24 protein-coding genes are annotated in these 26,137 nt (G+C 51.1%); 14 read left to right on the top strand and 10 right to left on the bottom strand.

Annotated elements, in window-relative coordinates; translation table 11 throughout:
- Nucleotides 1-54 precede the first annotated feature (54 nt).
- Nucleotides 55-1,077: an NYN domain-containing protein gene (locus B157_RS0128405; RefSeq protein WP_020606703.1), complete on the top strand. Its 1,023-nt coding sequence runs from the start codon at nt 55-57 to the stop codon at nt 1,075-1,077.
- Nucleotides 1,078-1,172: 95 nt separating this feature from the next.
- On the opposite strand, the gene B157_RS0128400 is transcribed toward B157_RS0128405, so the two are convergent.
- The gene (locus B157_RS0128400; RefSeq protein WP_169521800.1) at nt 1,173-1,367 is read right to left on the bottom strand and encodes a hypothetical protein; all 195 of its coding nucleotides are present in this window, start codon (nt 1,365-1,367) and stop codon (nt 1,173-1,175) included.
- A 175-nt stretch (nt 1,368-1,542) separates the two neighbouring features.
- Between B157_RS0128400 and B157_RS0128395 the strand changes: the two genes are divergently transcribed.
- Both B157_RS0128395 and B157_RS0128390 read left to right on the top strand, forming a co-directional pair.
- Nucleotides 1,543-4,368 carry an outer membrane beta-barrel protein gene (locus B157_RS0128395; protein ID WP_020606701.1) on the top strand — a complete coding sequence of 942 codons (2,826 nt, stop codon included), beginning with the start codon at nt 1,543-1,545 and terminating at the stop codon, nt 4,366-4,368.
- Between the two features lie 52 nt (nt 4,369-4,420).
- A complete protein-coding gene (locus tag B157_RS0128390) occupies nt 4,421-5,170 on the top strand; it encodes a GLPGLI family protein (protein ID WP_020606700.1) in 750 nt (249 codons plus the stop codon).
- A gap of 100 nt (nt 5,171-5,270) precedes the next feature.
- Here B157_RS0128390 and B157_RS0128385 read toward each other — a convergent pair whose 3' ends face one another.
- On the bottom strand, nt 5,271-5,624 hold the full coding sequence (locus tag B157_RS0128385; RefSeq protein WP_020606699.1) for a hypothetical protein: 354 nt from the start codon (nt 5,622-5,624) through the stop codon (nt 5,271-5,273).
- Nucleotides 5,625-5,716: 92 nt separating this feature from the next.
- The gene (locus B157_RS0128380; RefSeq protein ID WP_020606698.1) at nt 5,717-7,963 is read right to left on the bottom strand and encodes an FG-GAP-like repeat-containing protein; all 2,247 of its coding nucleotides are present in this window, start codon (nt 7,961-7,963) and stop codon (nt 5,717-5,719) included.
- 86 nt (nt 7,964-8,049) lie between these two features.
- Between B157_RS0128380 and B157_RS0128375 the strand changes: the two genes are divergently transcribed.
- The 3 genes from B157_RS0128375 (at nt 8,050) to B157_RS0128360 (ending at nt 13,092) form a co-directional block, all read left to right on the top strand.
- Entirely contained in the window at nt 8,050-9,405 is a 1,356-nt protein-coding gene (locus tag B157_RS0128375; RefSeq protein ID WP_169521798.1) for a UDP-N-acetylmuramoyl-tripeptide--D-alanyl-D-alanine ligase, read from the top strand.
- Nucleotides 9,406-9,587: 182 nt separating this feature from the next.
- Nucleotides 9,588-12,338 (top strand): NHL repeat-containing protein, encoded by a 2,751-nt coding sequence (locus B157_RS0128370; protein WP_026309024.1) that lies wholly within the window; start codon nt 9,588-9,590, stop codon nt 12,336-12,338.
- Between the two features lie 115 nt (nt 12,339-12,453).
- Entirely contained in the window at nt 12,454-13,092 is a 639-nt protein-coding gene (locus tag B157_RS0128360) for a GDSL-type esterase/lipase family protein (RefSeq protein WP_020606695.1), read from the top strand.
- Nucleotides 13,093-13,108: 16 nt separating this feature from the next.
- On the opposite strand, the gene B157_RS0128355 is transcribed toward B157_RS0128360, so the two are convergent.
- Nucleotides 13,109-13,579, bottom strand: a complete 471-nt coding sequence (locus B157_RS0128355) for a GNAT family N-acetyltransferase (RefSeq protein WP_020606694.1) — start codon at nt 13,577-13,579, stop codon at nt 13,109-13,111.
- 192 nt (nt 13,580-13,771) lie between these two features.
- Between B157_RS0128355 and ahcY the strand changes: the two genes are divergently transcribed.
- The 7 genes from ahcY (at nt 13,772) to purQ (ending at nt 19,405) form a co-directional block, all read left to right on the top strand.
- Nucleotides 13,772-15,082, top strand: coding sequence for an adenosylhomocysteinase (gene ahcY, locus B157_RS0128350; RefSeq protein WP_020606693.1), 1,311 nt, complete (start codon nt 13,772-13,774; stop codon nt 15,080-15,082).
- 159 nt (nt 15,083-15,241) lie between these two features.
- On the top strand, nt 15,242-16,396 hold the full coding sequence (locus B157_RS0128345; protein ID WP_020606692.1) for a hypothetical protein: 1,155 nt from the start codon (nt 15,242-15,244) through the stop codon (nt 16,394-16,396).
- 78 nt (nt 16,397-16,474) lie between these two features.
- Nucleotides 16,475-17,215 carry a 5'-nucleotidase C-terminal domain-containing protein gene (locus B157_RS0128340; RefSeq protein WP_020606691.1) on the top strand — a complete coding sequence of 247 codons (741 nt, stop codon included), beginning with the start codon at nt 16,475-16,477 and terminating at the stop codon, nt 17,213-17,215.
- Complete coding sequence (locus B157_RS0128335; protein ID WP_020606690.1) at nt 17,193-18,119, top strand: bifunctional metallophosphatase/5'-nucleotidase; 927 nt, start codon at nt 17,193-17,195, stop codon at nt 18,117-18,119. Before B157_RS0128340 ends, B157_RS0128335 begins: the two co-directional genes overlap by 23 nt.
- Nucleotides 18,120-18,178: 59 nt before the next feature.
- Nucleotides 18,179-18,430, top strand: coding sequence for a hypothetical protein (locus B157_RS0128330; RefSeq protein ID WP_020606689.1), 252 nt, complete (start codon nt 18,179-18,181; stop codon nt 18,428-18,430).
- On the top strand, nt 18,415-18,711 hold the full coding sequence (locus B157_RS0128325; protein WP_020606688.1) for a type II toxin-antitoxin system RelE/ParE family toxin: 297 nt from the start codon (nt 18,415-18,417) through the stop codon (nt 18,709-18,711). Before B157_RS0128330 ends, B157_RS0128325 begins: the two co-directional genes overlap by 16 nt.
- Nucleotides 18,712-18,718: 7 nt before the next feature.
- Complete coding sequence (gene purQ, locus B157_RS0128320) at nt 18,719-19,405, top strand: phosphoribosylformylglycinamidine synthase subunit PurQ (RefSeq protein ID WP_020606687.1); 687 nt, start codon at nt 18,719-18,721, stop codon at nt 19,403-19,405.
- A 187-nt stretch (nt 19,406-19,592) separates the two neighbouring features.
- On the opposite strand, the gene B157_RS0128315 is transcribed toward purQ, so the two are convergent.
- From B157_RS0128315 to B157_RS0128300, 4 genes are all read right to left on the bottom strand, one after another.
- Entirely contained in the window at nt 19,593-21,053 is a 1,461-nt protein-coding gene (locus B157_RS0128315) for a phytoene desaturase family protein (RefSeq protein ID WP_020606686.1), read from the bottom strand.
- 134 nt (nt 21,054-21,187) lie between these two features.
- Nucleotides 21,188-21,670, bottom strand: a complete 483-nt coding sequence (locus tag B157_RS0128310) for a hypothetical protein (RefSeq protein WP_020606685.1) — start codon at nt 21,668-21,670, stop codon at nt 21,188-21,190.
- Nucleotides 21,660-21,860: a hypothetical protein gene (locus B157_RS0128305; protein ID WP_020606684.1), complete on the bottom strand. Its 201-nt coding sequence runs from the start codon at nt 21,858-21,860 to the stop codon at nt 21,660-21,662. Before B157_RS0128305 ends, B157_RS0128310 begins: the two co-directional genes overlap by 11 nt.
- Before the next feature lie 170 nt (nt 21,861-22,030).
- The gene (locus tag B157_RS0128300) at nt 22,031-22,927 is read right to left on the bottom strand and encodes a cyanophycinase (protein ID WP_020606683.1); all 897 of its coding nucleotides are present in this window, start codon (nt 22,925-22,927) and stop codon (nt 22,031-22,033) included.
- Nucleotides 22,928-23,095: 168 nt separating this feature from the next.
- Here B157_RS0128300 and acs point away from each other — a divergent pair, with 168 nt between their 5' ends.
- Nucleotides 23,096-24,994: an acetate--CoA ligase gene (gene acs / locus B157_RS0128290; protein WP_020606681.1), complete on the top strand. Its 1,899-nt coding sequence runs from the start codon at nt 23,096-23,098 to the stop codon at nt 24,992-24,994.
- A gap of 180 nt (nt 24,995-25,174) precedes the next feature.
- Here acs and B157_RS0128285 read toward each other — a convergent pair whose 3' ends face one another.
- Together B157_RS0128285 and B157_RS39475 are read right to left on the bottom strand one after the other, a co-directional pair.
- Nucleotides 25,175-25,864 carry a hypothetical protein gene (locus tag B157_RS0128285; RefSeq protein ID WP_020606680.1) on the bottom strand — a complete coding sequence of 230 codons (690 nt, stop codon included), beginning with the start codon at nt 25,862-25,864 and terminating at the stop codon, nt 25,175-25,177.
- 9 nt (nt 25,865-25,873) lie between these two features.
- On the bottom strand, nt 25,874-26,137 hold a 264-nt coding region (locus tag B157_RS39475; protein WP_211224996.1), incomplete at its 5' end, for a hypothetical protein.

Here is a 26,137-nt window from a genome sequence, read left to right as displayed (position 1 = left end):
GATTTTTTTGTGTATTCTCTCATATTTATATAACTACAAAATTCTACGTAATATATGCCCTCAGCATCGACATTAACCCGTATTGGGGTTTTTTATGACGGTAACTATTTTTTGCATGTAAGTAATTATTATAACTATTCTCACGAGCGTCGCAGCCGCATCAGTATTTCAGGATTACACGCCTTTATCCGTCGTCAGGTAGCTGAGGAGGAAGGGGTCAACGAGCGTCTTTGTCAGATTGTAGATGCCCACTATTTCCGGGGTCGGCTCAACGCGCACGAAGCCAATCAACGCGGTAACCAACTGTTTTACGACCGCCTTTTCGATGATATTCTGATGTCGGAAGGAGTGGTAACCCACTACCTGCCCGTAAAAACGTATCAGGGCTACCGGCAGGAGAAAGGAATTGATGTCTGGCTGGCGCTGGAAGCGTTTGAACTGGCTCAGTACAAGAAATTCGATGTCGTTGTCCTCATTACGTCCGATGGCGATTACGTACCCCTCATCCGTAAGCTGAATACCCTGGGTTCGCGCATTATGGTGCTGAGCTGGGATTTTGAGTTTCTGAACGAGCAGGGTGAAAAGCAGGTGACGCGCACCTCGCAGGATTTGCTGGAAGAAGTATCCTATCCCATTGGTATGCACGCCCTGATTGATGATCGGAGCCGCCGGAACGACCTTGTTATTCAGAATTTATTCGTGAAACAGGTCCGCCCTACGTTTACGGCCGTACCGTCTAACGGTAGTAGCTACAGCAATGGGGCCGACTTTAGCAACGGTAGTGATTCAATGGCCAGCGATGCGTACGCGTCTGCGCCAGCCGATGAACCTAATTACAACCTGGCCGATACGCTGTTGATCGATGATGATCCGGATGGGCGCAAAGTAAGTACCATCCGAAGTTTAAAAACGGGGTACGGCTTTGTAAACTACCCGCCCAATAATCTGTTTTTCCATTATACCAGCTTAGTCGATACGGACTTTAATGAATTGCAGTTAGAAGACGAAGTTGAATTTACGGTCAGCCAAAGCGCTGAAGGAAAAGACATTGCCGTTGATGTCCGGTTGATACGATAAGGACCGGTAACCGTACTGTTTATTGACAATCCCCGTTGCTGAATTGACTACCCGTCAGTTTAGAAACGGGGATTTTTTTGCTAACAGGCAGCTTACTAAAGGGGGAATCTACTCTTTACCGACGCTACGCTGTTATGGTCTTGACGGGTAATGCCTGACGCCGTGTTCTCCTCAGCCTGGATATTTTCACTGTCTTCGCCCCGGCCTGGTGTAATGGAGTCGAATGGCTCACGGCAATAGTTAATAAACTTGTTCGTGGAGCGTGTGGAATAAGCATTTTTTTTCATCATTTGGTTTACGGCTTGCAACCCTCTGGCTCCTTTTTGACTCATTAAAAGAGTTTTCATCTAACCGCTAAAATTTTTCTACTATAATTTTAGTTAAATTTTGTTAACTATGTAGATAGTTTGAAATGTTCCACTAGATTTGTTCTATCAACCACTTCAACTTTTCCTTTGTTAGTTCATGAAAAACATCTTCTTGCTGGCCATTTTGTGCCTGCTTGCCAGCGTATTGTACGCCCAGAGTCCGGCTAGTCCAACTCGTTTTACGTTGCAGGGCCGCGCTGTCGACACGCTGGCAGCCCCACTGGCCGAATCGACGGTTATGCTGCTGAGTGCTAAAGATTCCTCGCTGGTCAATTTTACCAGAGCCAACAGTAACGGGGCTTTTGCTTTCAAAAATGTCAAGTCCGGTAATTACGTGCTGAAAATCTCGTACGTTGGGTTCATTCCTTACAGTGAGGTTATCAAACCGGCTACGGATGCCGTCATGGATCTGGGCGATCTGAAAATGAAACCCATCACCCGCGAGCTGTTCGAGGTAGTGGTCAGAACCGCGAAGGCCCCGCTCACCATCCGGGGCGACACCATCGAGTATAACGCGGCTTCCTTTAAAGTACCGCCCGGCTCCACTGTGGAAGATCTGTTAAAGAAATTGCCGGGGGTGCAGGTTGATCAGGACGGGAATATCAAAGCGCAGGGGCAGGACGTAAAACGCGTGACAGTTGACGGGAAAAACTTTTTCGGTAATGACCCAAAGCAGGCCACCAAAAATCTCCAAGCTGAAGCGATTACCAAAGTTCAGGTATTCAATGACAAAAGCGAACAGGCCAAACTGACGGGTATTGATGATGGCAAAAAAGAAAAGACCGTTAATTTGGAGCTAAAGGAGGAGTTCAAGAAAGGGGGATTTGGTAAGATAACGGCGGCCGCCGGACCTGCTTCTAACAAGGTGTCTCCCCGTGCTGAAGTTAAGGCCAGCTATAATAAATTCAACGCTAAGCACCAGTTCTCCCTGGTTGGCTTAGGGAACAATACTAACCAGCAGGGGTTATCTTACGACGATTACCAGGATTTTCGGGGTAGCAATTCCTACAATGCCAATAACAACGCTGACTTCGGTTTCAGTAACAATTACTTCTACTATTCTGATAGTGGCGACGAAGGGCTGGGTATTCCCGTGAGTGGGCGGCAGGGCGTTGGTTTCTCCAAAAACGCGGCCGGTGGAGCGAACTACAATTTCGATACGAAAGAGAAAAAGTGGAGTGGAAGCTACTACTACAACCAGACCCGACTCCAGCTCGATGCCCGTCGGCTGAGCGATTTTACGTTGCCCCAAAGTGAATACACGAAAGACGAAACCAGTAATCAGACCAATTTTAACGGAAACCACCGGGTGAGTTTGCGCTATGAAAAACAGCTCGACACCATGCGGACGCTGGTTTTTATCAACAACAGCCGATACGGTGTTGGTAATGCGTTTCTGTCCAGGGTTCAGGACTTAACCCGTAGTAATGGCGCTATCACGAACAACAGAAGTACCAACGCCAGCGACCAGCGGCAGTTTGCCGCGTCCAACTCATTAATATACCGGATAAAAATGCACAAAAAAGGGCGGAGCTTCGCCGTTAGTGGAACGTACGAAGTCAACACGAACAACGCCACGCTGAATCTGGATTCGTACAATACGTACTCCGGTCCCATAACGTCGACCGATAAATCGCCGGATATTCACCAGGACCAGAAAAACGATATTGTGCGCAGTGAGTACAAAGCCAGCGTACAGTACGTGGAACCCTTTGCCAAACGATTCTTCTGGGAAACCTTCTTTAATTTTAGTCTGCGTAATGATGAGGTAAACCGCGATGTGTTCAACCGGGGTGATAACCGATATGTCCGAAACGATACGCTGAGTCTATACTACAAGAACAATTACATGTACAACCGGCTGGGGAGCAGCGTCCGGTATTCGTACAAGGGGTTGAATGTATCGGCGGGACTGGCTGGTCAACGTTTTACCCTGAACGGGGAGTATCAATCCTACCAGCCCGGTCAGATTAACCGGGTTTTCAGTACACTGATTCCGAATGTGAACATTAATTACGATTTGAAAAAGAATCGACACATTGGAGGAGGGTACAGTGTCAACGTTCAGATTCCTACTTCAAAAGACCTGCAACCTATTGTGAACAACACGAATCCACTGTACGTCAACATCGGCAATCCTGATTTGTTGCCTCAGCTTTCGCACAATCTGAATACCCAGTTTTATTATTTTAACCCTGGTAGTTTTATAAACTTTTTCATGGGCGTAAATGCAGCTAAGTACGTAAATCAAATTGTGTACAGCCAGAATACGGACACGAAAACGTTGATTACGACTATCAGGCCGGAAAACCTATCAGGAGGTAGTAATTACGGTGGATACTTCAATTTTGGTTTTCCATTGAAAAAGACGAAGGCAACGATGGATTTGAACGCAAGCCTTAACTTCGGCAATAACCCAACCCGAATCAACGGCGTACTCAATGATACCCGTTCGCAGGGTTATTATGGGGGCGTGCGGCTAAACCTGACGCCTGTAGAGTGGCTGACGTTCTACGGAAACGCCAATCTGGGGCTTAACTACAGTCAGTTTTCAATCAGCCCGAACCGGAATCAAACGTTTTCCAACAACAGTTACGGGGGAGACCTTACCCTGAAACTGCCGCACGATTTATACATCAACACGAGCATGAATTACCGGGTCAATAAAAACGCCCAACTGGGCTTCGACCTGCGTATTCCGCTCTGGAATGCATCGGTGTATCACATTCTGGGTAAAGCCAAGAAAGCGGAGATTCGGTTGACGGCGGTGGATATGCTGAATCGTAATGTAGCCGTTACGCTCAACCGGGGGGCCAACTATACACAGTCGGAAACGATTCAGACGCTGGCCCGGTATTTTACGCTGGGCTTTTCCTACAACATGCGGGGTGTGAAAGCCAAAATGCGTCGGGAAGATTACTAGTACGTAAATAGGGTGAAAACTACCTTGAAAACACACGAACAAAGCAGGTTCCATGAAAAAACTAGTTATTCTACTCGGCTGTTTGCTATCCATAGCCGCCAACGCCCAAAATACTGAAGGGGTTGCTACTTACGTTCGGAAAGAGCACTGGATAAAAATCATTAATCGCCTACCTTTTCTGAGTCAGGAGCAGAAAGACCGGGAGGCCCAAACGTGGAAGAATTTTGAGGACGATAAGGGTATCAAGATGAAACTGACGTTCAATCCCAATGAGAGTTTGTACACCTACTTGAGTGACGAACCGGAAGAAGGGGGCTATTCGTGGCGCAAATCTGATTTTTTCGTGTATCGGAATTTTGAGAACGAAAAGAAGATGGACATCATCGAAATGCTGGGAAAAACATACATCGTGGAGGATTCACTGCACGCACCTAGCTGGAAAATTGGTGACCAGATTAAAGAGGTAGCGGGCTATGTATGTATGAAAGCGGAAACGGAGGACCCGATAAAAAAGCAAAAAATTGTTGCCTGGTTTGCTCAGGATATTCCCGTACCGGCTGGCCCCGAGTTTATGAACAGTCTGCCGGGACTCATTCTTGAATTGGATGTCAATGACGGTGACGTGGTGATTGAAGCAACAAGTGTGGTATTCAGGAAAACAACACCCGAGGAGTTAAAACGCCCGAAAGCCAAGGGTAAGAAAATCAACGATGCAGCCTACGATACTCTGCTCCGGGAACGCATTGCCGAGAGCATGACCGCTCACCGGAATCCATTCGGGTGGTCGGGGATTCGGTACTAGGGAGTAGTAAGGGTAATTTGTAATGTCAACTTTGTCAAAGCTGTTACTATCGGCTGTTCAGTCGGGTATAGTAACAGCTTTGACAAAGTTTTATGCGAAATCAATACCGTTCGTTCCCTTCGTCTTCTTCCTCGGCCAGTTCGGTAATCTGCTCATCAAGTTCGTCATCCGACATTGTTTCGTCGAGTTTGCCAACCGGAAATTCATCAGGTTCGGCCTCGTTCGAAACAGCATTCGTGGCGTGGCGGGCGGTAGCAGTATCGGTAAACAGCAGCGTGTCCGTACCTTCCTCGTCGCCCGGGTTTCTGACATCGGGTTCGTTATTGACACCCAGCCCTGCATAAACTACTGCGTCGTCGCCCTCATTGGCGGGTATATCGTTATGTTGGGGCGATAATCCTTTCGTTGAGTTGCCCGCGCTCTGATCGGGACTTTGCTGATTCGTATTTTCCATAGTCGTAAGTAAGTTGGCTGAAACGGGTCGATGCGCCTTCGTCGGGAGCACACTCTTACGTACTAACCATCGGTAGGAAAAAGAGTTTTTGGCTATTTCCAGACAACGATTTTCTGCACCAGTGGCGGGTGGTTTTCGGCCAGGAGTCGCAGCAGGTAGGTTCCTTCGGGCAGATTTCCTAAGTCGAGCTGGGTGTCCGTATCCGTTACAACAGGTTGAGCAGGGAGCATGACCTGTCCCGACAACGAGAGTAGTTCGACACGGGCATTGTATGGAGCGTGTACGGTTAGGTAGCGGTCTGTTGGGTTCGGATACGCCCAGGGGCTGATGGGTTCATCATCCTGCACGGCCGTAATAACCACTTTCTGCGACGTATTTTTCAGGTAACGAAGTCCCCCGGCCAGGCTGCCCAGCATCAGGTCGGGCAGTTGATCCCCATCCAGATCCCCGACGGCGGCAATCAATCCCTTGCCCGGCAAACCGATAGTTGCAAGCGTATCAATGAGTGTCAGGGCCGACTGACTGGTTGGGTCAGGAAACTGATACACCCGAACGGTGCCGTTGTCGGCAGCGGCAACCAGTTCATTTTTCTGATCGCCGTTCAGGTCGGCCACCACGAGCGAACGGGCGCGGGCGTACAGGAAATCATCGTTTTTGAAGCCGCCAAAGAATTGATTCTGCAGTTGAAACGTGGGGCTTACGGCAGTTCCGGCATTGCGGTAATACTGAATCGTACCAAGGCTGTATTTGCTAATTAACAGATCGGGCTTGCCATCCCGGTCTACGTCTGCCACCGTCAGTAAATCATTTGTCCCGATGAGTGAGCGGGTAGGCCATACTATAGCCTTATCCAGCGCATACTGTACCGCTGCCCCCCTGGCAGCGGTATTGACCAATACCCTCACTTCAATCTCACTTTTGCCGACGCCGGTCAGAATTAAATCCATACTGCCGTTGCCATCTACATCGGCAAAGGAGGGAACCGTGTTGCTTTGAGTCAATGATTTGGCAAGGCCCATATAATCCGTAGTGACGAGCGTAAAGGCGGGATTTTGCGTGGTACCCACGTTAGCGAACTGCCACAGTCCGGCCTGGTACGCGGAACCTAAGCCCGTACCACCAAAGCCAACCAGCATATCCAGGTCGCCATCGCCATCCAGGTCGGCCAGGGCCGGGGCTGCCCGTTCGCCCAGGTCGAGCATATCGCTTTGCAGAAAATCTTTCTGGCTGAGTTGTAAGGATGGTTTCTGCGTGGTGCCGGTATTTTTATAAAACCAGCTCGACGCCCGAAAGTCATACAGATAGCCATCGTTGAGATTCACATTGGGCGAGGCCAGCAAATCCTTCTGCCCGTCGCCATCCACATCTTCCCAAAAGGTTACCGGGAAGGCCGGGAACAGAATCGGGGCCTTAGCCGGAAATAAACTATCGTACCCCGTAAAATTCGCTTTGTCGCTATTGGGCCCACCGTTGCGAAGCCGGGCAATGTTTTCGCAGCTCACAAACCCAAACAGCAGGTCTTTATTGCCGTCGCCATCGGTATCGACTACGGTCAGCGTATTACCCACGTGTTGCGGGCGTAACCGGCTCGGGCTGGGGGCCGTACCTACCCGCCCGGAGCCATCGCACTGAATACCGAAGGTGAAATCGTTGCAGAATTCTTTCCGGAAATGGCCCCAGCACAGGTCGCCGGTACGTTTGTATTCCAGTCCTTTCTTACCCGTTCGCTCAACGCTCATATTTTGCTGATAGGCAATGATATTGCCATCGGCATCGAACGTGATAATGTCGATATCGCCGTCATCATCGAAATCCGTAATAGCAGGCATATCGACACTACTGACGTACAGGGGGATGGTCAGACCACTGAAGCTATCCGTTTTGAGCGGGCTGGCAACCAGTTTGAAAACGACCTGACCGTTCTGCGATTCGTTGTGGTATACCCACACATTACTGGAGGTGCTGGTAAAAATATCTTTCCGGCCATCACCATCGTAATCGACAAGCAATAGCCAACTGGTAAGGGGCGACGGAAAAGCCGACTCGTATTCGGGGGCGTATTGCCAGGCGGTGCCGTTGCCGGTGGGATTGTCGATAGCAATAAACGTACTGACTTTACTGGTTGTCCGGTCAAACACCACCAGGTCGTTGCGGGTGTCATTGTTCAGGCGAATGGTGGAGTACTGCGGGGCGTTCAGGCCACCCGCCCAGGGATTCAGCAGGGCTTTGCCGTTGATACTGACAGGAGGAGACTGGTCGTACCGAAATCCAATTTTGCCTGCCGACTGGGCATAGCCGAAAAAGGACGACAGCAAAAAACAAAGCGTAAACAGTTTCATCTAATTTTGGGGCGTTGTGAATCGTCGGTCTTCGTGCTCAACGGTCACAGAAACAACGAACATTGTCTTTATTTATGTCTACCGGCATGGTATCTACCGACCAACTATACCCTAAATTTCTGGAATGCACGGGCGTTTCGACCGACACCCGCCGAATTTCGCCCGACTGCCTGTTTGTGGCACTCAAAGGCCCCAGTTTCGATGGGAATCAATTTGCGGAACAGGCACTGGCATCCGGTGCCCGTTATGCCGTAGTTGACGACCCGACCGTGGCGGCCCGGGATTTAAACCGTTGCCTGCTGGTTGAGGATGGGTTAACGGCCTTGCAGGACCTGGCCCGTCACCACCGGCAAACGCTTGCCATTCCAATTGTTGGGCTGACGGGTTCCAATGGCAAAACCACGACTAAGGAGTTGATTGCCGGGGTATTATCGAAGAAGTACCGGACCTATGCTACCATCGGGAATCTGAACAACCATATCGGTGTACCGCTTACGGTTCTTGCTTTGAATGAGCAGTACGAGATAGCCGTGGTAGAAATGGGCGCCAATCACCAAAAGGAAATCGCACTGCTTTGCTCCATCGCCCAACCCACGCATGGCCTGATCACCAACGTTGGTAAAGCACATCTTGACGGTTTTGGCGGTATTGAAGGCGTTCGGAAAGGTAAGGGTGAGCTATATGACTACCTGATTGAGCAGGGCAAAACTGTCTTCATCAATTCGCGGGATAAAACCCTGATGGCCATGTACCGCGAACGACTGAAAAGCGCCCGTCCTGAAACCGTTTTCGCCGAAGGTGTCTTTTATCCCGCTGTGGATACGGCCGCTGTGGATGCCGCGGCCGTAGATTCCCCCGCCGAACCGATGGCGTTAATTCAGGAATCACCGGTTGTTGTTTTTCGCGATGCAGACGGACAGCAGGTTACCACGCACCTGCCGGGGCAGTACAACTACGAGAATATGCTGGCTGCGCTGGCCATCGGCGATTACTTTGGCATATCGGTCGCCGAAGCAAGCCACGCCGTTGCGGATTATAACCCGACCAATAATCGCTCGCAGGTGATTGCCAAAGGCACCAACACGGTGTTGCTCGATGCGTATAACGCCAATCCCAGTTCGATGGCTGCCGCCATTCGCCAGTTTGCCGCTACCCCGGCCAAACGTAAAGCGGTCATTCTGGGCGACATGTACGAACTGGGTAATGAAAGCGAGGCCGAGCATGCCGCTCTGGGTAAACTCATTGCCGACAGTAAGTTCGACCTGGTAATTCTGGCGGGAAAGGATATCCATCACGCCCTCGGCTATTTACCCAAAGCCTACTACTTCCCCGATAAGTTTTCGCTCCACAACTGGATTATGGACAACCCCATGACCGATACGCACGTGCTGGTGAAAGGGTCACGGGGCATGAGTCTGGAGAGCGTTGTGCCTTTTATATAAGATTCGCGAAGTGCTTCAGGGTAGCCTGTGCTGCCTCTCTGGCTGAGTGTGGCAAGCCGAATTCAGCGATTGATGATTAGCTGATAATGTGTGCATTATATTTTATCGAACGGGTACTGGTTGAGGGAAAGTTTTGGTAACTATACAGGTCTTATCTACATGGCCTTTATTCCCTGTCAGCGATGAATCGACCTTTTCTACCCCGTGGTGTATCGACGTTAGTGCTACGTGTTGTCTGCCTGATTTTCTTGATTGCTATATCGAGCAGGCTCTCCGCCCAAATCATCACAACCGTGGCAGGCTCAGCCTTAAAAGGGGACGGAGGACCGGCTACGGCTGCCAATCTGGCTAACCCCGTCGGCGTAGTGCAGGATGGTAGGGGTAATCTCTACATTGCCGATCAGCAGAATCATCGCATCCGTAAAGTCGCTGCTTCGGGCATTATCACTACGATAGCTGGTACGGGCAGTTACGGCTTTGGTGGCGATGGGGGAGCGGCTACAGCGGCCAATCTGGCCAATCCTGCCGGTGTCGCACTCGACGGAATTGGCAATCTGTACATCGCCGATTCGCAGAACCATCGTATTCGTAAGGTAACTACGTCGGGCATTGTATCGACCGTGGCTGGTACTGGCACCGCTGGTTATGACGGAGATGGAGCAGCCGCCACGGCCGCCAATCTCAATAATCCCGTTGGTGTTGCCGTAGATGGCATGGGTAATGTGTACATCGCGGATGCGCTGAACCACCGGATCCGTAAGGTGGCGGCCAATGGTGTCATTACTACGGTGGCTGGTACTGGAATGGCTGGCTTTAGTGGCGATGGGGGAGCGGCTACGTCTGCCAATCTGAATACCCCTGCGGGTGTGACGGTCGATGGAATGGGTAATTTCTATGTTTCTGATCAAAAGAACCAACGCATCCGAATGGTATCGACCGCTGGGATTATCATTACCGTAGCCGGTACTGGTACCGCTGGTTACAGTGAGGATGGCGTTGCCGCCAACACGGCCAGCCTGAATAATCCTGCTGGCCTGGCGGTGGATGGCAGTGGTAATCTCTACATTGCCGATCAGAGTAACCATCGTGTTCGTAAAGTATCGGCCGGTGGCATTATCTCTACGGTGGCGGGTAATGGGATCGGTATTTACAGTGGCGACGGTGGAATAGCTACGATGACCAGTCTGTATTCTCCCGGCGGAGTACTGATAGATGGCACGGGCAATCTATACATCGCGGATGCGCTGAACCACCGCATCCGTAAGGTCGCGAACAATGGTATCATCGCCACCGTGGCCGGTAATGGCACGGTTAGTTATGGTGGCGACAGAGGACCCGCCACGTCTGCCAGTCTGTACAATCCTGTTGGTGTTGCTTTTGACGGAACGGGTAATTTCTATATTGCCGACCAACAGAACCAACGTATCCGCAAGGTAGCTACGTCGGGTATAATCACGACCGTGGCCGGTAATGGCTTATTTACCTTTGGTGGTGATGGGGGAGCTGCCACAGCCGCCAACCTGGCCAACCCCTCTGGTGTGGCAGTAGATGGTGTGGGTAATATATACATCGCCGATGCGCTGAATCAGCGTATCCGTAAGGTAGCTATGTCGGGTATCATTACTACGGTGGCCGGTAACGGTATTGCCGGTTTTAGTGGCGATGGAGGAGCCGCTACGGCTGCCAGCCTGAATAACCCGGTTGGTGTAACGGTAGATGGAACGGGCAATCTCTACATCGCCGATTCGCAGAACAATCGTATTCGTAAGGTAGCTACGTCGGGTATTATTTCTACGGTAGCGGGTAATGGCACCGCGAGCAATAGTGGCGATGGTGGGCTGGCTACGGCTGCGGGTTTTAATTATATCGCTGGTGTAGTGCTGGATGGTAGTGGCAATCTCTACATCGCCGATCAGGGTAACCATCGCATCCGTAAAGTAGCAACTGATGGTATTGTCACCACCGTGGCTGGTACTGGCATCGCTGGGTATAGCGGAGATGGGGGATTGGCTACGGCTGCCAATCTGGCTAATCCGGCCAGTGTGGTAGTGGATGGAATGGGTAATCTTTACATTGCCGATTACGGCAACAACCGTATTCGTAAAGTAGCGACTAATGGTATTATCACGACCGTGGCCGGTAATGGCTCACATGGCTTTAGTGGCGATGGGGGATTGGCTACAGCCGCTATTCTGGATAATCCCTTCAATGTAGCTGTGGATGGAATGGGTAATCTCTATATTTCTGATTCCGATAATCAACGGGTCCGCAAGGTGACGTTTTCTTCGGTAATGATAAAACCGGCCGGTTCGCTGGCTGTCTGTTCTAGTAGCCCCTTCAGTTTAACGGCTGTGGCCGCTGGTTTCAGTCCGGCTATGTACACCTGGACTAGTCAGCCCGCTGGCTTTTCGGCCACGGGCAGTACTCCTGCATTCATGGCTCCAGTCGTGAGTACTCCTGCCGTTTATACGCTCACTGTTACCGCAACCGATGGGTCTATCAGTCAGGTTGCCAGTGCTACCATAACTATTAATCCAATCCCCGGCCTGACTATTACGGCCAGTCCCGGCACAACAGTCAGTAGTGGACAGGCTGTAACGCTGACCGCAGCGGGTGCTACCAGCTATAGTTGGTCGACTGGTGCGGCAACGGCTTCCGTTTTAGTTAATACGGCTGGGGTTTATTCGGTAACAGGTACGGCAAATGGTTGTTCAGCAACCAAAAGTATTATCATAAATGTCGTTATTGCCAGCGTACAAAGCGGCAATTGGTCGAGTGCGGCAACCTGGAACTGTAGTTGCCTGCCCACTGCGTATGATGTCGTCACCATTTCTACCGGGCATACGGTTACCGTGAGTCAGCTCGTTCAGGCTCAGTCCCTAAAACAGAACGGCACCTTATTGTTTGATATGAGTGGCAAAGTCACGTTTTAGCTGCGATACCCCAATAGAACTGTAGTAGGGATGCTGGTTGAAATTAACCATTTTAAAAGCCTTGGGCATGAGTTTGAAGTCGGTTGTGCCTTTCATTTGAAACATTATTCAATTCATGAAACGCTATCTATTTTTACTCCTCTTCCCCTTTTGCGTAGCTGCACAGGACGCCCCCTTCGAGAACGAAATCCGGGCGTTTGAAAAAGCCGATTCGGCTACGCCACCACCCCGGAATCCCATTCTGTTTACCGGTAGTTCGTCCATTCGGTTCTGGAGCAGTCTGGCAACCGATTTTCCCGGTAAACCGGTGCTGAACCGGGGTTTCGGCGGCTCTCAGTTGAGTGATGTCATGCGGTATGCCGACCGTATTATTATTCCCTATCACCCGAAACAAATTGTTATCTACGCGGGTGAGAATGACATCGCTGCCGGGCAAACCGGGCAGCAAACCTTCGACCGATTCGTCGCCCTCTTTGAGTACATACGCCAGAAATTACCCAAGGTTCCGGTCGCGTTTATTGCGATAAAACCCAGTCCATCGCGCCGGAAATACTTCGCGGAAAACGATACGGCCAACCGGCTCATCAAAGACTACCTGGCCAAACAAAAAAAGGCCCGGTTTGTCGATATTCGCCCCGTCATGCTTCAGCCCAACGGGCAGCCCGTTCCTGACCTGTTCCGGCAGGATAGCCTGCATATGCTACCGGCTGGCTACGAGCGGTGGACCAAGGTGGTGAAACCCTACCTGAAATGAACTGATGGCTGCGGGGTCATAACACCATTTCCATCCGGATATCGGCCCGGGCGTAAGGCGAGGGAATCAGCGGGACTTCCCGAAAACCAACCCGTTCGTACAGGCGCAGAGCTGTCTGCGCCTTTCGGTTCGATTCGAGCCACACGACACGGGCGTTCTGCCCACGGGCATAATCAATGGCGGCCAGGGCCAGCAGGTTGCCCGCACCCCGTCCCTGAACGGCGGGCGTTACCGACATTTTAGCCAGTTCAAATTCACCTTCGCCGGTTTTGATCATAGCGACTGTGCCTACAATATTACCGTTTGACTGGGCCAGGAAAATAGCCCCATTGTTTGGAAGGATGTGGATTTCCGGATGATCCAGTTGTTCCAGATCGTGCGGTTCAAGGGCAAACAACGCGCTGATCCAGGCTACATTCAGGCGTTTGAAATCCCCCTGGTATTCGGGCGAGTAGGGTATGACGGATAGGTCGTTCACAGAAGTCATTAATCTATTTTGGCGCAATGTACGGAATCAGCCGTGTCCATTTAATAAAGGAATCCTGATTCGTGTAGGGATTCTAAGCGGTACTGCTTATTTTTGTACTTTACTAAGAATACACGCTGGTTCGAAAATTGTACGTCGATACGTATTAAGTGTGCCGGGTTAAATCGAAAACTGTAAATTTCAAACTGTTCTATGCAAACATCAACCTACGTCCCCTACAAAGTTAAGGACATCGCCCTGGCCGAGTGGGGCCGCAAGGAAATCAAACTTGCCGAAGCCGAAATGCCGGGTCTGATGGCCCTTCGTGCCGAATTTGGTCCGTCGCAGCCGCTTAAGGGAGCACGGATTGCCGGATGCCTGCACATGACGATTCAAACCGCCGTTCTTATCGAAACACTGGTAGAACTGGGGGCCGACGTAACCTGGTCGTCGTGTAATATTTTCTCGACGCAGGACCATGCCGCTGCGGCTATCGCGGCTGCTGGTATTCCGGTGTATGCCTGGAAAGGTATGAACGAAGAAGAGTTCAACTGGTGCATCGAGCAAACGCTGTTCTTTGGCGAAGACCGTCAGCCGCTCAACATGATTCTGGATGATGGTGGCGACCTGACCAATATGGTGTTCGACGATTATCCTGAACTGATCCAGAATATCAAAGGTCTGTCGGAAGAAACGACTACGGGTGTTCACCGCCTGTATGAGCGGATGAAGAATGGTACGCTGCACCTGCCTGCCATCAACGTTAATGACTCCGTAACGAAGTCGAAATTTGACAACAAATACGGTTGCCGCGAATCATTGGTGGATGCTATCCGTCGCGCTACCGACCTGATGATGGCTGGTAAAGTAGCCGTTGTGGCCGGTTATGGCGACGTAGGCAAAGGCTCGGCCGAGTCGCTGCGGGGCGTAGGCGTACGGGTGCTGGTAACGGAAATCGACCCGATTTGTGCCTTGCAGGCCGCCATGGATGGGTACGAAGTAATACCGATGGATGAAGCAGCTCCCCGCGCCAACATTTTTGTAACGGCAACCGGCAATCTGAACATCATTAAAGAGCGGCACTTCCGCCTGATGAAAGATAAAGCGGTAGTTTGTAACATCGGTCACTTCGATAACGAAATCGACATGGCGTGGCTGAACAAAGCATATGGCAACACCAAGAGCCAGATTAAGCCACAGGTGGACATGTATGAGATTGACGGCAAAGAGATTATCGTGCTGGCCGAAGGCCGTCTGGTAAACCTTGGTTGCGCGATGGGTCACCCCAGCTTTGTGATGTCCTGCTCGTTTGCCAACCAGACGCTGGCACAACTTGAGTTGTGGGCCAACTCGGACAAGTACGAGAACAAGGTGTATGTACTGCCCAAAATTCTGGACGAGAAAGTAGCGGCTATGCACTTAGCACACGTGGGTGCTAAACTCGAAACCATCGAGAAAGAACAGGCCGACTACATTGGCGTAGCGGTAGAAGGTCCGTTCAAATCGGAGATGTACCGGTATTAACTGAGTGAAGGGTGCAGAGTGAAAAATATAGAATAAGTTACTCTGCACTTTACATTGTACATTATCCATTTTTCATTCTGAAAGGCGTGGTTCTGGCAACGGAACTGCGCTTTTTTGCGTAAAAATTGGTAGTATTGAACAAGGAAACGACGCCTGACCATGAAATCACTACTCCTCGTGCTGCTATTATCTCCACTGGCCGTTTTGGGCCAGGTGACGATTGATACGCTGCACTGGAGCGCCACCCGGCGGCTACAACTGTCGGATTTCCACTCGCCAACCCAGCCCGGCCTGGGTGGCTCCGAGTTTTATTACCAGATAGGCTACGAAGTACACCCCACGTCGCTTTTTGGTCAACCGGTCATCGAGTCATTTTGCCTCATGTTTCGGAACATGTCGTGGGTATCAAAAACGGCGCAGAATGAACGGACGCTGGTATATAATCAGGTGCTGTTCGATCTGGTAGAAGTGCATACCCGCCAGATGAAAGCCAAATTGATTGCGCTTGGATTCGACCGGCGGTTTAAACAACAGGCCCGGCAAATTGAATACCTGACTAACTCTGAGCTGGGCGACGAAGTAAATCGGTTCCGGGCTGAAACGGGCGGGGGAGACGATGTGTCGGCACTCGAACGCTGGGAAAAACAAATCGTGCAACGACTGCACGATGTTCCCGCTTTAGTGACTACGTATCATTCATCGAAAATTGGTTTTGGGATATTCGCTGGCGGGGGTGGGATTCTGGCTACCGGCCCACTGGCGCAAACATTCAGCCCGGCTGGGGGAATCGCTTTCGGCATTGATATAGCCTTCCGGCAAACGATACTGATGGTGCATCCAACCCTGTACAATGGCAATCTTCGCGCAGGGTTCTCCCATCAGAATCAGACCTGGGACAAGGATTTACCCGTCAGGCCCAGGCTACTGGAGGTGGGGCTGGGGCAAGTTGTGTATGATGCCCCGCGCACCCGGCTGATACCCTATGTTGGCTACCTACTGCTCGACCTGACCCCCCGGGATCGCAATGATGAACGCTATAAAGGCCTGTCGCTGGTGAGTCATATGCCTACCGCCGGGGTTGTGTTTGATATTAAACTGGCCGCTAACAACCGTAAACCCGATCATTCGGACGATAGCTTCCTGTTCATACGAACGAAAATATCGTACAGCCCTATTTTGAATGCGAAGCCTTTTTCGGGAGGACTGATTAATCTACAGGTAGGCTTTGGCGGATTCGGTCGGACACGCAAAGTAAACTACCTGCCCCACCACACGACGATTGCCTTGCCGGGCAAATCAGGCAAATTGATGTAAACCGTTTCGGCTTGCCTGTTCCTTTTTACCAATTTATTAACATAAGATTGCGGGGAGTTTCCGAACTTGCCGACACGTATGAAGAAATATTTGCTGCTGGTAGCCCTGACTGGTTTATCGGCCTGTCATTCCGGGTATCACCTCGCCAACCGAACGGCTAACCGAATCGGAGTCGACTCCCTAACGGCTACTGCCGACACCAGTGTAGCCAACTTTCTGCAACCGTACCGGCAGGGGCTTGACCGAACCATGAACGAGGTGCTGACCCACACCACCGGCCGGATTGAAAAAGGCCAGCCCAACGGCCCGCTGAATGACTTATTGACCGATGCGCTCCTGCAACAGGCCTCTCAGCGTTATGGCAAACCGGTTGATTTTTCGCACCTGAACTTTGGCGGTATCCGAAATAATCTGCCCGAAGGAAACATCACGACCGGATCTATTTTTGAGGTAATGCCGTTTGATAATCAACTGGTCGTGCTAACCCTCACCGGTGAAATGGTGCAACAGTTGCTAAATCATTTTGCAGCAGGCAACAAGCTGGTGGTGGGTGGCTTGCGGACTAAAATCCACGACGGTAAAGTGCAGTCGGTGACATTTACCAACGGGCGAACGCTCCAGCCGAATGAGACCTACACCGTTGCCATGAGCGATTACATTGCGGATGGGGGTGACAATGCCAATTTTCTGAAAAACGCCATTCGGCGAGAGAACATAAATTATCTTATCCGGGATGCCCTGATCGATTATTTTCGGCAGCAGGGCAAATCCGGTCAACCCATTACTCCCGTTACTGATGGCCGCATTAGCATCGAATAGACGCCAGTTTCTCAAATTTCTTGGTACAGCCGCTGTTATCGGGTCTGTAGCGCCGAACGTATGGGCGGGGGCTGCCGGGAAAAATGCCTCCCTGACTATTCTGCATACCAACGATGTTCATAGCAGGCTGGACCCGTTCCCGATGGATGGTAGCCGCAATGCGGGGAAAGGTGGGGTAGCCCGGCGGGCGACGCTCGTTCAGAAAATCCGGCAGGAAAATCCCAATGTTCTGCTATTCGACGCGGGCGATATTTTTCAGGGAACGCCGTACTTTAACCTGTACAAAGGTGAACCCGAAATTCTGGCCATGAATCGCCTGGGCTACGATGCCGGCACCATCGGCAACCACGATTTCGACGGGGGCATCGACAACATGGTGACGCAGTTCGGGAAAGCTAAATTCCCGCTTTTAATTGCCAATTACGATTTTAAAAACACTGTACTCGACGGGAGGACCAAACCCTGGCAGGTTTTTGAGAAAGATGGTATCCGGGTGGGTGTGTTCGGGCTGGGCATTCAACCCGAAGGGCTGATTCCCAAAGATGCCTATCGGGAAATGAAATACCTGGACCCGGTCGAAATCGGCAACGACACAGCCGCGAAATTGCGCAGTGCTGAAGCGTGCGATTACGTCATCTGCCTGTCGCACCTCGGTTATAAATACGACAATGAGCCAAAGGTCTCTGATGTGGTACTCGCCGGCAAGACCCGAAACATCGACCTGATAATTGGCGGTCATACGCACACCTTCCTGGATGCCCCCGTAGTTGCCAACAACCTGGACGGGCAACCCATCTGGATCAATCAGGTAGGCTTTGCCGGTATTAATCTGGGACGCATTGACCTGATGTTTGAGCGGGGAAAAGCCACGCTGACGGGGCAATCCGTTGAGGTGAAGAGTTAGTGTGAATTAGGAAAAAATGCCGTTTGGTCGTACTTTAGCCCATACTAAACGCTGGTATCATGTCGCATCTCGAAGTTATCAAAGACCAGTTTCACGACCTGATTGATCGGGTACAGGACGAGGCTGTTCTGGTTCGGTATCTGGGCGCAATTGCGTCTGAAATAAAAGGAGAATCTGCCGATCTCTGGAATGATTTGACCCCCAAACAGCAGAAGGATGTTCTGGAAGCAGTTGATCAGACAAATGACCCGTCTAGGTTGATTAGTCATCAGGAAGCAATCAAACGGCATGCACCATGGCGTATCCGGTAGTCTGGACGGATAACGCTGACCGCAGTTTATATGAACTTACGGATTTTCTGGCTCAACGCTGGTCAGGTCAGATTGTTGAGGAGTATGTGGACAGGATATATGATTGTATTGACTCGCTGAGCCAGTTTCCTGAAATGGGGCGGGTGGTTAATGAGGATAAAGATGTACGGGCATTCATAATCTTGCCTTACACTCGTTTGTATTATCAGTTTAAAGAGGGACAAGTTTTTTTACTACGATTCACCGATACCCGTCAGAAACCAGACCGGCGGGATTTTTAAGAAAACTATGAAATTTGGCGTTGTTGTTTTTCCCGGTTCCAACTGCGATCAGGATGCCGTTGATGCCCTGGAACTGATGGACCAGGAAGTTGTTAAACTCTGGCACAAAGACCACGATTTGCAGGGGTGCGATTTTATTATCCTGCCCGGCGGCTTTTCGTACGGTGATTACCTGCGCACGGGGGCCGTGGCCCGGTTTTCGCCCATTATGAACGAGGTGATTGCCCACGCTAACCGGGGTGGTTACCTGATGGGTATCTGCAACGGATTTCAGGTGCTGGCCGAGGCCCGACTGGTGCCGGGCGTACTGTTGCGTAATGCCAATCAGCAGTATATCTGCAAAAACATTTACCTGACGCCCCAGTCGCCCGATGCGCTGTTGACCGCCGGGCTGGACCGACCGTCTTACAAAATTCCGATGGCGCACGGCGAAGGCCGTTATTTTGCCGATGCCGACACGCTGAAAGCGCTGAATGACAACGGACAGGTGCTCTTCCGCTATTGCGACGAAACGGGTGCTATTACCGAAGCCGCCAATCCGAACGGGAGTCTGGAAAACATTGCAGGTGTGACGAACAACCGCAAAAACGTATTTGGCATGATGCCCCACCCCGAACGGGCCGCCGATCCGGCACTGGGTAATACCGACGGTCGTTTAATCATGGACCAGATTCTGAAAGCCGTACTGGTTTAATTGGTTTATTGATTTGACGTAAATAACCGCCGAACCAACAATCGCTTTTTCGCCCATGCTGACCACCCCCAACCCCCTCCTAAAACAGGAGGGGACTTGAAAAAGGGGCCCCTTCAGCGTAGCCCCCTCCTGTTTTAGGAGGGGGTTGGGGGTGGTCGCAATCCGGCGGTTATTTTGTTCAACTCAATTAACCCGTTGCTAGTTCGATAGAGACCGGCAGCCCGAATCGGTCGCGAAGAGCGGTTTGGGCTGCGTGATACCCACACATGCCGTGTACTCCTCCACCCGGTGGGGTAGAGGAGGAGCAGATAAACAAATCCGGGTCCGACGTTTTACAGGGTGACAGACTGATAACGGGTCGGGTAAATAGTTGCCGGATGTCGATAATACCCCCGTTGATATCACCCCCGATGTAGTTTGCATTATAGGCTTCCATCTGGCGGGTATTCATCGTATGCCGGGCCAGAATCCGGTCGCGGAAACCCGGCGCGAATCGTTCCACCTGTTTCTCAATCACGTCCGTACAATCGACCGTAGACCCATTGGGCACGTGGCAATACGCCCAAGCCGTGTGCTTTCCGGCCGGAGCACGGCCGGTATCGAACAGACTTTGCTGCGCCAGTAACACGAACGGCCGCTCCGGATGCTTTCCCGATGAGGTGGCCTGCTCGGCAGCCGTAATTTCCTCTATTGTGCCGCCCAGATGAATCGTTCCCGCCCGCTGGCATTCAGGGGCCGTAAAGGGGATTGGTCCATCCAGCGCCCAGTCAATTTTAAAAACACCCATGCCGTAGCGATACCGTTCCAGTTGCTTACGATAAAGCGTTGAGAACCGGCTTCCGGCAATCTGTAGTAGTTGCTTCGGTGTAATGTCGAATAGAATGGCTTTTGCTGGCGGGATATCCCGAAGGGATTCTACGGGGCGGCTGGTTTCAATGGTGCCGCCCAGTGAGCAAAAATAAGATGCCAGCGCGTTGGCAATGGTTTGCGAACCCCCTTTTGGAATGGGCCAGCCACGTAAATGGCCAGTGGCCATTAGCACCAGAGCAATCGCCGAGGTCGTCAGATTCGTCAATGGTTGGATGCTGTGGGCCGCCATCCCAGCCAGCAGGCCACGGGTTTCTTTGGTGGTAAAACGTTTTGCCAGGTGAGTAACCGGGGGAATAGCATCCAGGCCAAAAGCCGCCATATCCAGCGGGTGCTTTGGGATACGGAGCGGCCCCAGAATGTCGGCAGCCATTGTCGGCCAGTGCTGCACAATGGGCTCCATTAACGCCTGATAGGCCTGCGCATCGGCACCCAGCGACTGGGCTGTTTCGTCCAGTGACTGGTGTAAGGCGGCTGCGGTGCCGCCATCGAACGGATGAGCCACCGATAGAGGAGGATTGATAAATTCCAGGCCATGCTGATCTAAGGGCAGGCTTCTGAAAAAAGGGGAACCAACGGCCAGCGGATGAATAGCCGAACAAATATCGTGGACAAAACCGGGGCGGGTCAGTTCCGCCGAACGTAGCCCGCCACCAATGGTATTTTTGGCTTCAAGTATCAATACCGAAAGTCCGGCGTGTTGCAGCGTAATAGCCGCGCTTAATCCATTCGGTCCGGAGCCGACTACTACCGCATCGTATTCACTACTCATTTTTGCCATTATCGTGTACACCCTTCGCGTATACAACGCTCAGCAAACGGATTAGTTGACCACTAGCTTATTTTGCTGGCTCAGCGGGGCGTACGGTCCGGTTAAGAATCGGTTTTCTGGTTCACGTGCCTGTGCGGTACCTGTTATTCTCTTCTCAAATGCTGAATATCATCTATATCCTTCAGCCTGGGGTTGATTTCTTTATCCTGAATCAACTCCTCGAGGGGTATAAATGAAATGTCAACTCCATCAGATTGGAAAATCTCCCTTTTTTTGAAGGACGACCAGAATGGTATCGGGGCTTTTATTCTGGTGAGAAGATCAAGCGTGTACTCGTCGAACGATAACTTGAAAAAAGCACTCCTGGGGTCGGGTTGTTCCTCGTCTCTGTAAGCAGATACATCCTTGCCGAGTTGCTCTATAGCGTCGAGTAAGCTGTAGTAATTCTCATAATTCGGGTTGAACCAGATATCGAAGTCTGGCTTCGCTAAAACATTTCCCGCTAAATCTGTCGATGGTCGGTAATAACCGTAATAAGCTACAGCAGAGCCACCAACTACAATGTACTCTACTGAATTTCTGTTAAGTACCTTGAAGAGTTCAAGTACAGTATTATTATACTCCATTCACTGCGTCTGTATTCTGTGATGAATTTTTGTCCGGCGCGGGGCTGTCTTCAGCACGTTTTTGCCTCAAAAAGCGCATGAAATTTCGGTATTTATTGTGACGCTCTCTTACCCGCTCAACGTCCGTGTCGATAGGTTCTGAACTAGCTTTCAGTTCGTCAAAACTCTTGTATCGAACTAAATCTTCCATGGGAAAAGTGGTTTGTAACGTGCAGTATTACCCAATATACAAACGTAAGTATCTCAACAACAGGAATAAGGCCAGAAAAATTATTAATGTTTTAGAATCTGTCCGAAGCCCACGCAACACTACTTCAGCGCATAGCCACTGCGACACCAAAACCGACTATGTCGTCGGGGTTATTTAGCCGGTTCCGTTGGGCGTAGGGGCTGGTTGAGAATAGGTTTTCTGGTTTGTAAATCGAACTTCTGTCCTTTGCCCAGGTAATAAAAAGGCCCGCCACTGCTGTTCTGCCCCGAAGGGAACTTCTCGCTTTTGGCAATCTGCCCCGCTTCGTAAATGCCTGCGTAGGAAGCCCCAATCACCTCGAACGTATTTTGCTGCACCACAACGGCTGTCCCCTCGTCGATACCAATGCCCAGCAATTCCGGGCGATTTTTAATCACGTCGATAAGGTCGAACTGACGGTTTCGGCGCATCACGTGCTGGTCGATGGTGACGTTGTGGATAAAATCCAGCCCCTGCGTGTGGTCGCCAATCATAATTGAGTTTCCTTTGGTATCACCCCGCACCATGAACGAACCCAGAATGGTTGCCCCCGCCGAAGTACCCCCAATAACGCCCCCGCGACCGAGCAACGCATTGAATTCCTTCTGGGCCAGCGTGTTCAGGTACGAATCGGCCAGTCGCCAGTGCCGCCCGCCCACAAACCAGATGCCCGTAGCGGTACGAATGGGTGCCACGAACGATGCCTGATTGGCTACTTTCGGGTCGCGGGTGTGCAGGATGGTGATGTTCTTAACGCCCATGCCCGTCAGTTTTTCGGTTTCGCGGGGGGCGGTCATGGGGTCATTGTCTTCGCCCGCCGTTGGAATGATGATGATATTGGCCGCAGCGGGACCACCCGCCAGTTCAATGAAGCGGTTCCAGATTTCCGGTCCCATAGCTCCTCCGCCAACGATAACCAATGCCCCTTTTTCGGGACCAACCTTAGCCTGTGTTGATGAAGTCTGGCCACTACAGGGTCTGTTATTGAGAAAGAGGGCAAAAAGAAGGAAGGAGAAAGTTAGTTTCATTGTAGTTTGTTCGTTTGTGTACACCGAATAATCAAAGTTAAACGAATACCGTTGATGTTGTATGAATCCATCATCGGTTGTCCCGCTGATTTAATCTCCGATGGCGGGTAAATTTTACTTTTTACGGCATTATTTAGTAATTCGCCCATTCATATTGCTTATTGACTCATGCTTATTCAGACCCCTGACGAATACCAGACTGCTTACCAGAAAAGCGTTACTGACCCCGAAGCGTTCTGGGCCGAAATTGCGCAGGAATTCCAGTGGCGCAAACCCTGGACCAAAACCCTGCAATGGAATTTCACCGAACCCGACGTAAAATGGTTTCAGGGCGGTAAACTCAACATTACGGAAAACTGCCTCGATCGTCACCTCGACGAACGGGGCGACCAGCCTGCTATCATTTTTGAACCCAACGACCCGTCCGAAGCCGGGGTAACGCTTACCTACCGGATGCTCCACGATCAGGTGTGCCGGTTTGCCAATGTGCTAAAACGCAATGGGGTCGTGAAAGGCGACCGCGTGTGTATATACATGCCGATGGTGCCCGAACTGGCCATTGCCGTGCTGGCCTGCGCCCGTATCGGGGCCGTCCACTCGGTGGTATTTGGTGGCTTTTCGGCCCAGAGTATTGCCGACCGAATCAATGATGCCCAGTGTAAAGTGGTCGTGACGGCCGATGGCGCGTACCGGGGAAACAAAGAGATTCCGTTGAAGAGCACCGTGGATGATGCCCTGATTGGCTGTCCCAGCGTGGAGAAAGTAATTGTGCTGACCCGTACTCGTACGCCGGTGGCGATGCTGAAAGGGCGGGATATCTGGTGGGAACAGGAACTCAAGCACGTTACGGCCGATTGCCCCGCCGAAGAAATGGACGCCGAAGACATGCTGTTCATTCTGTACACATCGGGCAGTACGGGCAAGCCCAAGGGCGTGGTGCATACCTGCGGAGGCTACATGGTCTACACGGCCTACACGTTTAAAACGGTGTTCCAGTACCAGGAGAAAGAGGTCTTTTTCTGCACCGCCGACATTGGCTGGATTACCGGTCATAGCTATATCGTGTACGGGCCGCTGGCCTGCGGGGCTACATCGCTGATTTTTGAAGGAATCCCCACCTACCCGGACGCCGGGCGGTTCTGGGCTATTACGGATAAGCATAAAGTCAACATTCTGTATACGGCACCCACCGCTATCCGGTCGCTGATGAGTTTTGGGCTGGATTACGTGAAGAATCATGACCTGAGCAGTCTGCGGGTACTGGGTTCTGTGGGCGAACCCATCAACGAGGAAGCCTGGCACTGGTACGATGACAACATCGGTAAAAACCGCTGCCCCATTGTGGATACCTGGTGGCAGACGGAAACTGGGGGTATGTTGATTTCACCGATTGCCGGGGTTACTAAAACTAAACCCACCTACGCCACGCTGCCGCTGCCAGGTGTTCAGCCGGTGCTGGTGGATGAGAACGGAAAGGAAATCGAAGGGAACGGGGTGAGTGGTAATCTCTGCATCAAGTTTCCCTGGCCGGGGATTTTGCGCACCACCTACGGCGACCACGAACGGTGCCGACAAACGTACTTCGCCACCTATCCGGGCCTGTACTTCACCGGCGACGGTTGCCTGCGGGATGAAGACGGCTACTACCGCATTACGGGCCGGGTGGATGACGTGCTGAACGTATCGGGCCACCGGATTGGGACGGCCGAAGTGGAAAACGCGATCAACATGCACACGGGCGTGGTGGAGAGCGCGGTAGTGGGTTATCCGCACGACATCAAGGGACAGGGCATCTACGCCTACGTCATCACCGACGATCAACAGCCCTCCGGCCACGATGCCGAACTGACTAAACGGGATATTCTGGCCACCGTGAGCCGGGTCATTGGCCCTATCGCCAAGCCCGATAAAATTCAGTTTGTAAGTGGATTACCCAAAACCCGCTCCGGCAAAATCATGCGCCGTATCCTGCGCAAAATTGCCGAGGGCGACACGTCCAACCTGGGCGATACCAGTACGTTGCTGGACCCGGCTGTGGTGGAAGAAATAAAAGAAGGGGCGATTTGATTAACCGTTCCTTCCTGACAGCCATATCCAGGAAACGTACAACAAGTACCTTCGTGCCTGATGGTGAACCTGTTGTGCGTTTCCCGGTTGGGTTTTGTAACTAGAAATATGTAAAGGGATTATAACGCTAAATTGTGTATTTGTACTGCATGAACGTTTCTATAAAAATTACTAAGTCTACTAGTTTATTTGCACTAGTCTACCGTACGGCTCGCTTTCATCAACCACATTGTTTTTCATGTCCAGCACCTGCAAAGTAGCTGTGAACAAGCCAGGAGGTACTATGGTTGGGATCGTAAATGAACCGGGAAATACCGAATTAGCGTAATCATAAGCGACAACACTTCCGGAATATGAGGCACCACTGCTCACCGATACCAGCTTTAAAGCCGCATGCTGACCCAGCTTGTCTAAAACTGACTTCTCCAGAGTCGACGTGAAAAATAAGGCAATACCCCGTTGAGCTGCAACTGGCTCCATTATAGAACAGGGAGATGCCTCACTCGCTGTTTGGGTTACCAAAGTGCCTATAGTTGGCCTTACCTGATCATCTTTAAGAACATTGACCCGTAGACAGACGGGCTCTTTGAAACCTTTAGCGTAAGTCCGCAAAACATACTGACCAGGGGGCAAAGAAGCTGGAATTGTGAGTTGTAGCTGGCGCCCATATTTTTCAAAAAGTACCCCTATTAAGGAGTGTATTTTGTTAAATCGGTCAATTAAATCAAAGCGGATATCTCCTTCAAATAGATTAAAGCCTGTTAGGGTAAGAGTCTTGCCTAGAGCAACCCGGTACCCAAAGAAGGTCTGGTTTTTGTAATCAACAAAGACTCGTCCTTTTGTAACCAAAAGAGGCTGAGGGATTTTCAAAATTGCTCATTATAACGTATTGCAATGATGGTTTAGATTACCCACTGAGGCACAGAGTAATAGGTTCTCCAGCCAATTTTTCGAGAATACCTGCCCACTCGCCCGTGAGGCCGGACAATATAAACTCGGCTCTTTTTTGCGCACAGACGGACTACTCGGCGTAAAATTGTACAGCAACGCAAAGCCCCGCACATGGGCCGTGGTTGTGCTTAGACTCGCATGAAAATGACCGCAAGCGTACACATGCCGTGTTAACAGACGCATCACCCGATC

Source organism: Spirosoma spitsbergense DSM 19989 (assembly GCF_000374085.1).
In the GTDB taxonomy this organism is placed as follows: Bacteria; Bacteroidota; Bacteroidia; order Cytophagales; family Spirosomataceae; genus Spirosoma; species Spirosoma spitsbergense.
The sequence above is the reverse complement of the archived record's forward strand: the minus strand, read 5'-3'. Positions and strand labels throughout refer to the sequence as shown.

What these genes read in the sequence shown, in the direction of transcription:
- B157_RS0128405 (WP_020606703.1), top strand. Translation starts at nt 55, where the DNA reads ATGCCCTCAGCATCGACATTAACCCGTATTGGGGTTTTTTATGACGGT.
- B157_RS0128400 (WP_169521800.1), bottom strand. Translation starts at nt 1,367, where the DNA reads ATGATGAAAAAAAATGCTTATTCCACACGCTCCACGAACAAGTTTATT.
- B157_RS0128395 (WP_020606701.1), top strand. Translation starts at nt 1,543, where the DNA reads ATGAAAAACATCTTCTTGCTGGCCATTTTGTGCCTGCTTGCCAGCGTA.
- B157_RS0128390 (WP_020606700.1), top strand. Translation starts at nt 4,421, where the DNA reads ATGAAAAAACTAGTTATTCTACTCGGCTGTTTGCTATCCATAGCCGCC.
- B157_RS0128385 (WP_020606699.1), bottom strand. Translation starts at nt 5,624, where the DNA reads ATGGAAAATACGAATCAGCAAAGTCCCGATCAGAGCGCGGGCAACTCA.
- B157_RS0128380 (WP_020606698.1), bottom strand. Translation starts at nt 7,963, where the DNA reads ATGAAACTGTTTACGCTTTGTTTTTTGCTGTCGTCCTTTTTCGGCTAT.
- B157_RS0128375 (WP_169521798.1), top strand. Translation starts at nt 8,050, where the DNA reads ATGGTATCTACCGACCAACTATACCCTAAATTTCTGGAATGCACGGGC.
- B157_RS0128370 (WP_026309024.1), top strand. Translation starts at nt 9,588, where the DNA reads ATGAATCGACCTTTTCTACCCCGTGGTGTATCGACGTTAGTGCTACGT.
- B157_RS0128360 (WP_020606695.1), top strand. Translation starts at nt 12,454, where the DNA reads ATGAAACGCTATCTATTTTTACTCCTCTTCCCCTTTTGCGTAGCTGCA.
- B157_RS0128355 (WP_020606694.1), bottom strand. Translation starts at nt 13,579, where the DNA reads ATGACTTCTGTGAACGACCTATCCGTCATACCCTACTCGCCCGAATAC.
- ahcY (WP_020606693.1), top strand. Translation starts at nt 13,772, where the DNA reads ATGCAAACATCAACCTACGTCCCCTACAAAGTTAAGGACATCGCCCTG.
- B157_RS0128345 (WP_020606692.1), top strand. Translation starts at nt 15,242, where the DNA reads ATGAAATCACTACTCCTCGTGCTGCTATTATCTCCACTGGCCGTTTTG.
- B157_RS0128340 (WP_020606691.1), top strand. Translation starts at nt 16,475, where the DNA reads ATGAAGAAATATTTGCTGCTGGTAGCCCTGACTGGTTTATCGGCCTGT.
- B157_RS0128335 (WP_020606690.1), top strand. Translation starts at nt 17,193, where the DNA reads ATGGCCGCATTAGCATCGAATAGACGCCAGTTTCTCAAATTTCTTGGT.
- B157_RS0128330 (WP_020606689.1), top strand. Translation starts at nt 18,179, where the DNA reads ATGTCGCATCTCGAAGTTATCAAAGACCAGTTTCACGACCTGATTGAT.
- B157_RS0128325 (WP_020606688.1), top strand. Translation starts at nt 18,415, where the DNA reads ATGGCGTATCCGGTAGTCTGGACGGATAACGCTGACCGCAGTTTATAT.
- purQ (WP_020606687.1), top strand. Translation starts at nt 18,719, where the DNA reads ATGAAATTTGGCGTTGTTGTTTTTCCCGGTTCCAACTGCGATCAGGAT.
- B157_RS0128315 (WP_020606686.1), bottom strand. Translation starts at nt 21,053, where the DNA reads ATGGCAAAAATGAGTAGTGAATACGATGCGGTAGTAGTCGGCTCCGGA.
- B157_RS0128310 (WP_020606685.1), bottom strand. Translation starts at nt 21,670, where the DNA reads ATGGAGTATAATAATACTGTACTTGAACTCTTCAAGGTACTTAACAGA.
- B157_RS0128305 (WP_020606684.1), bottom strand. Translation starts at nt 21,860, where the DNA reads ATGGAAGATTTAGTTCGATACAAGAGTTTTGACGAACTGAAAGCTAGT.
- B157_RS0128300 (WP_020606683.1), bottom strand. Translation starts at nt 22,927, where the DNA reads ATGAAACTAACTTTCTCCTTCCTTCTTTTTGCCCTCTTTCTCAATAAC.
- acs (WP_020606681.1), top strand. Translation starts at nt 23,096, where the DNA reads ATGCTTATTCAGACCCCTGACGAATACCAGACTGCTTACCAGAAAAGC.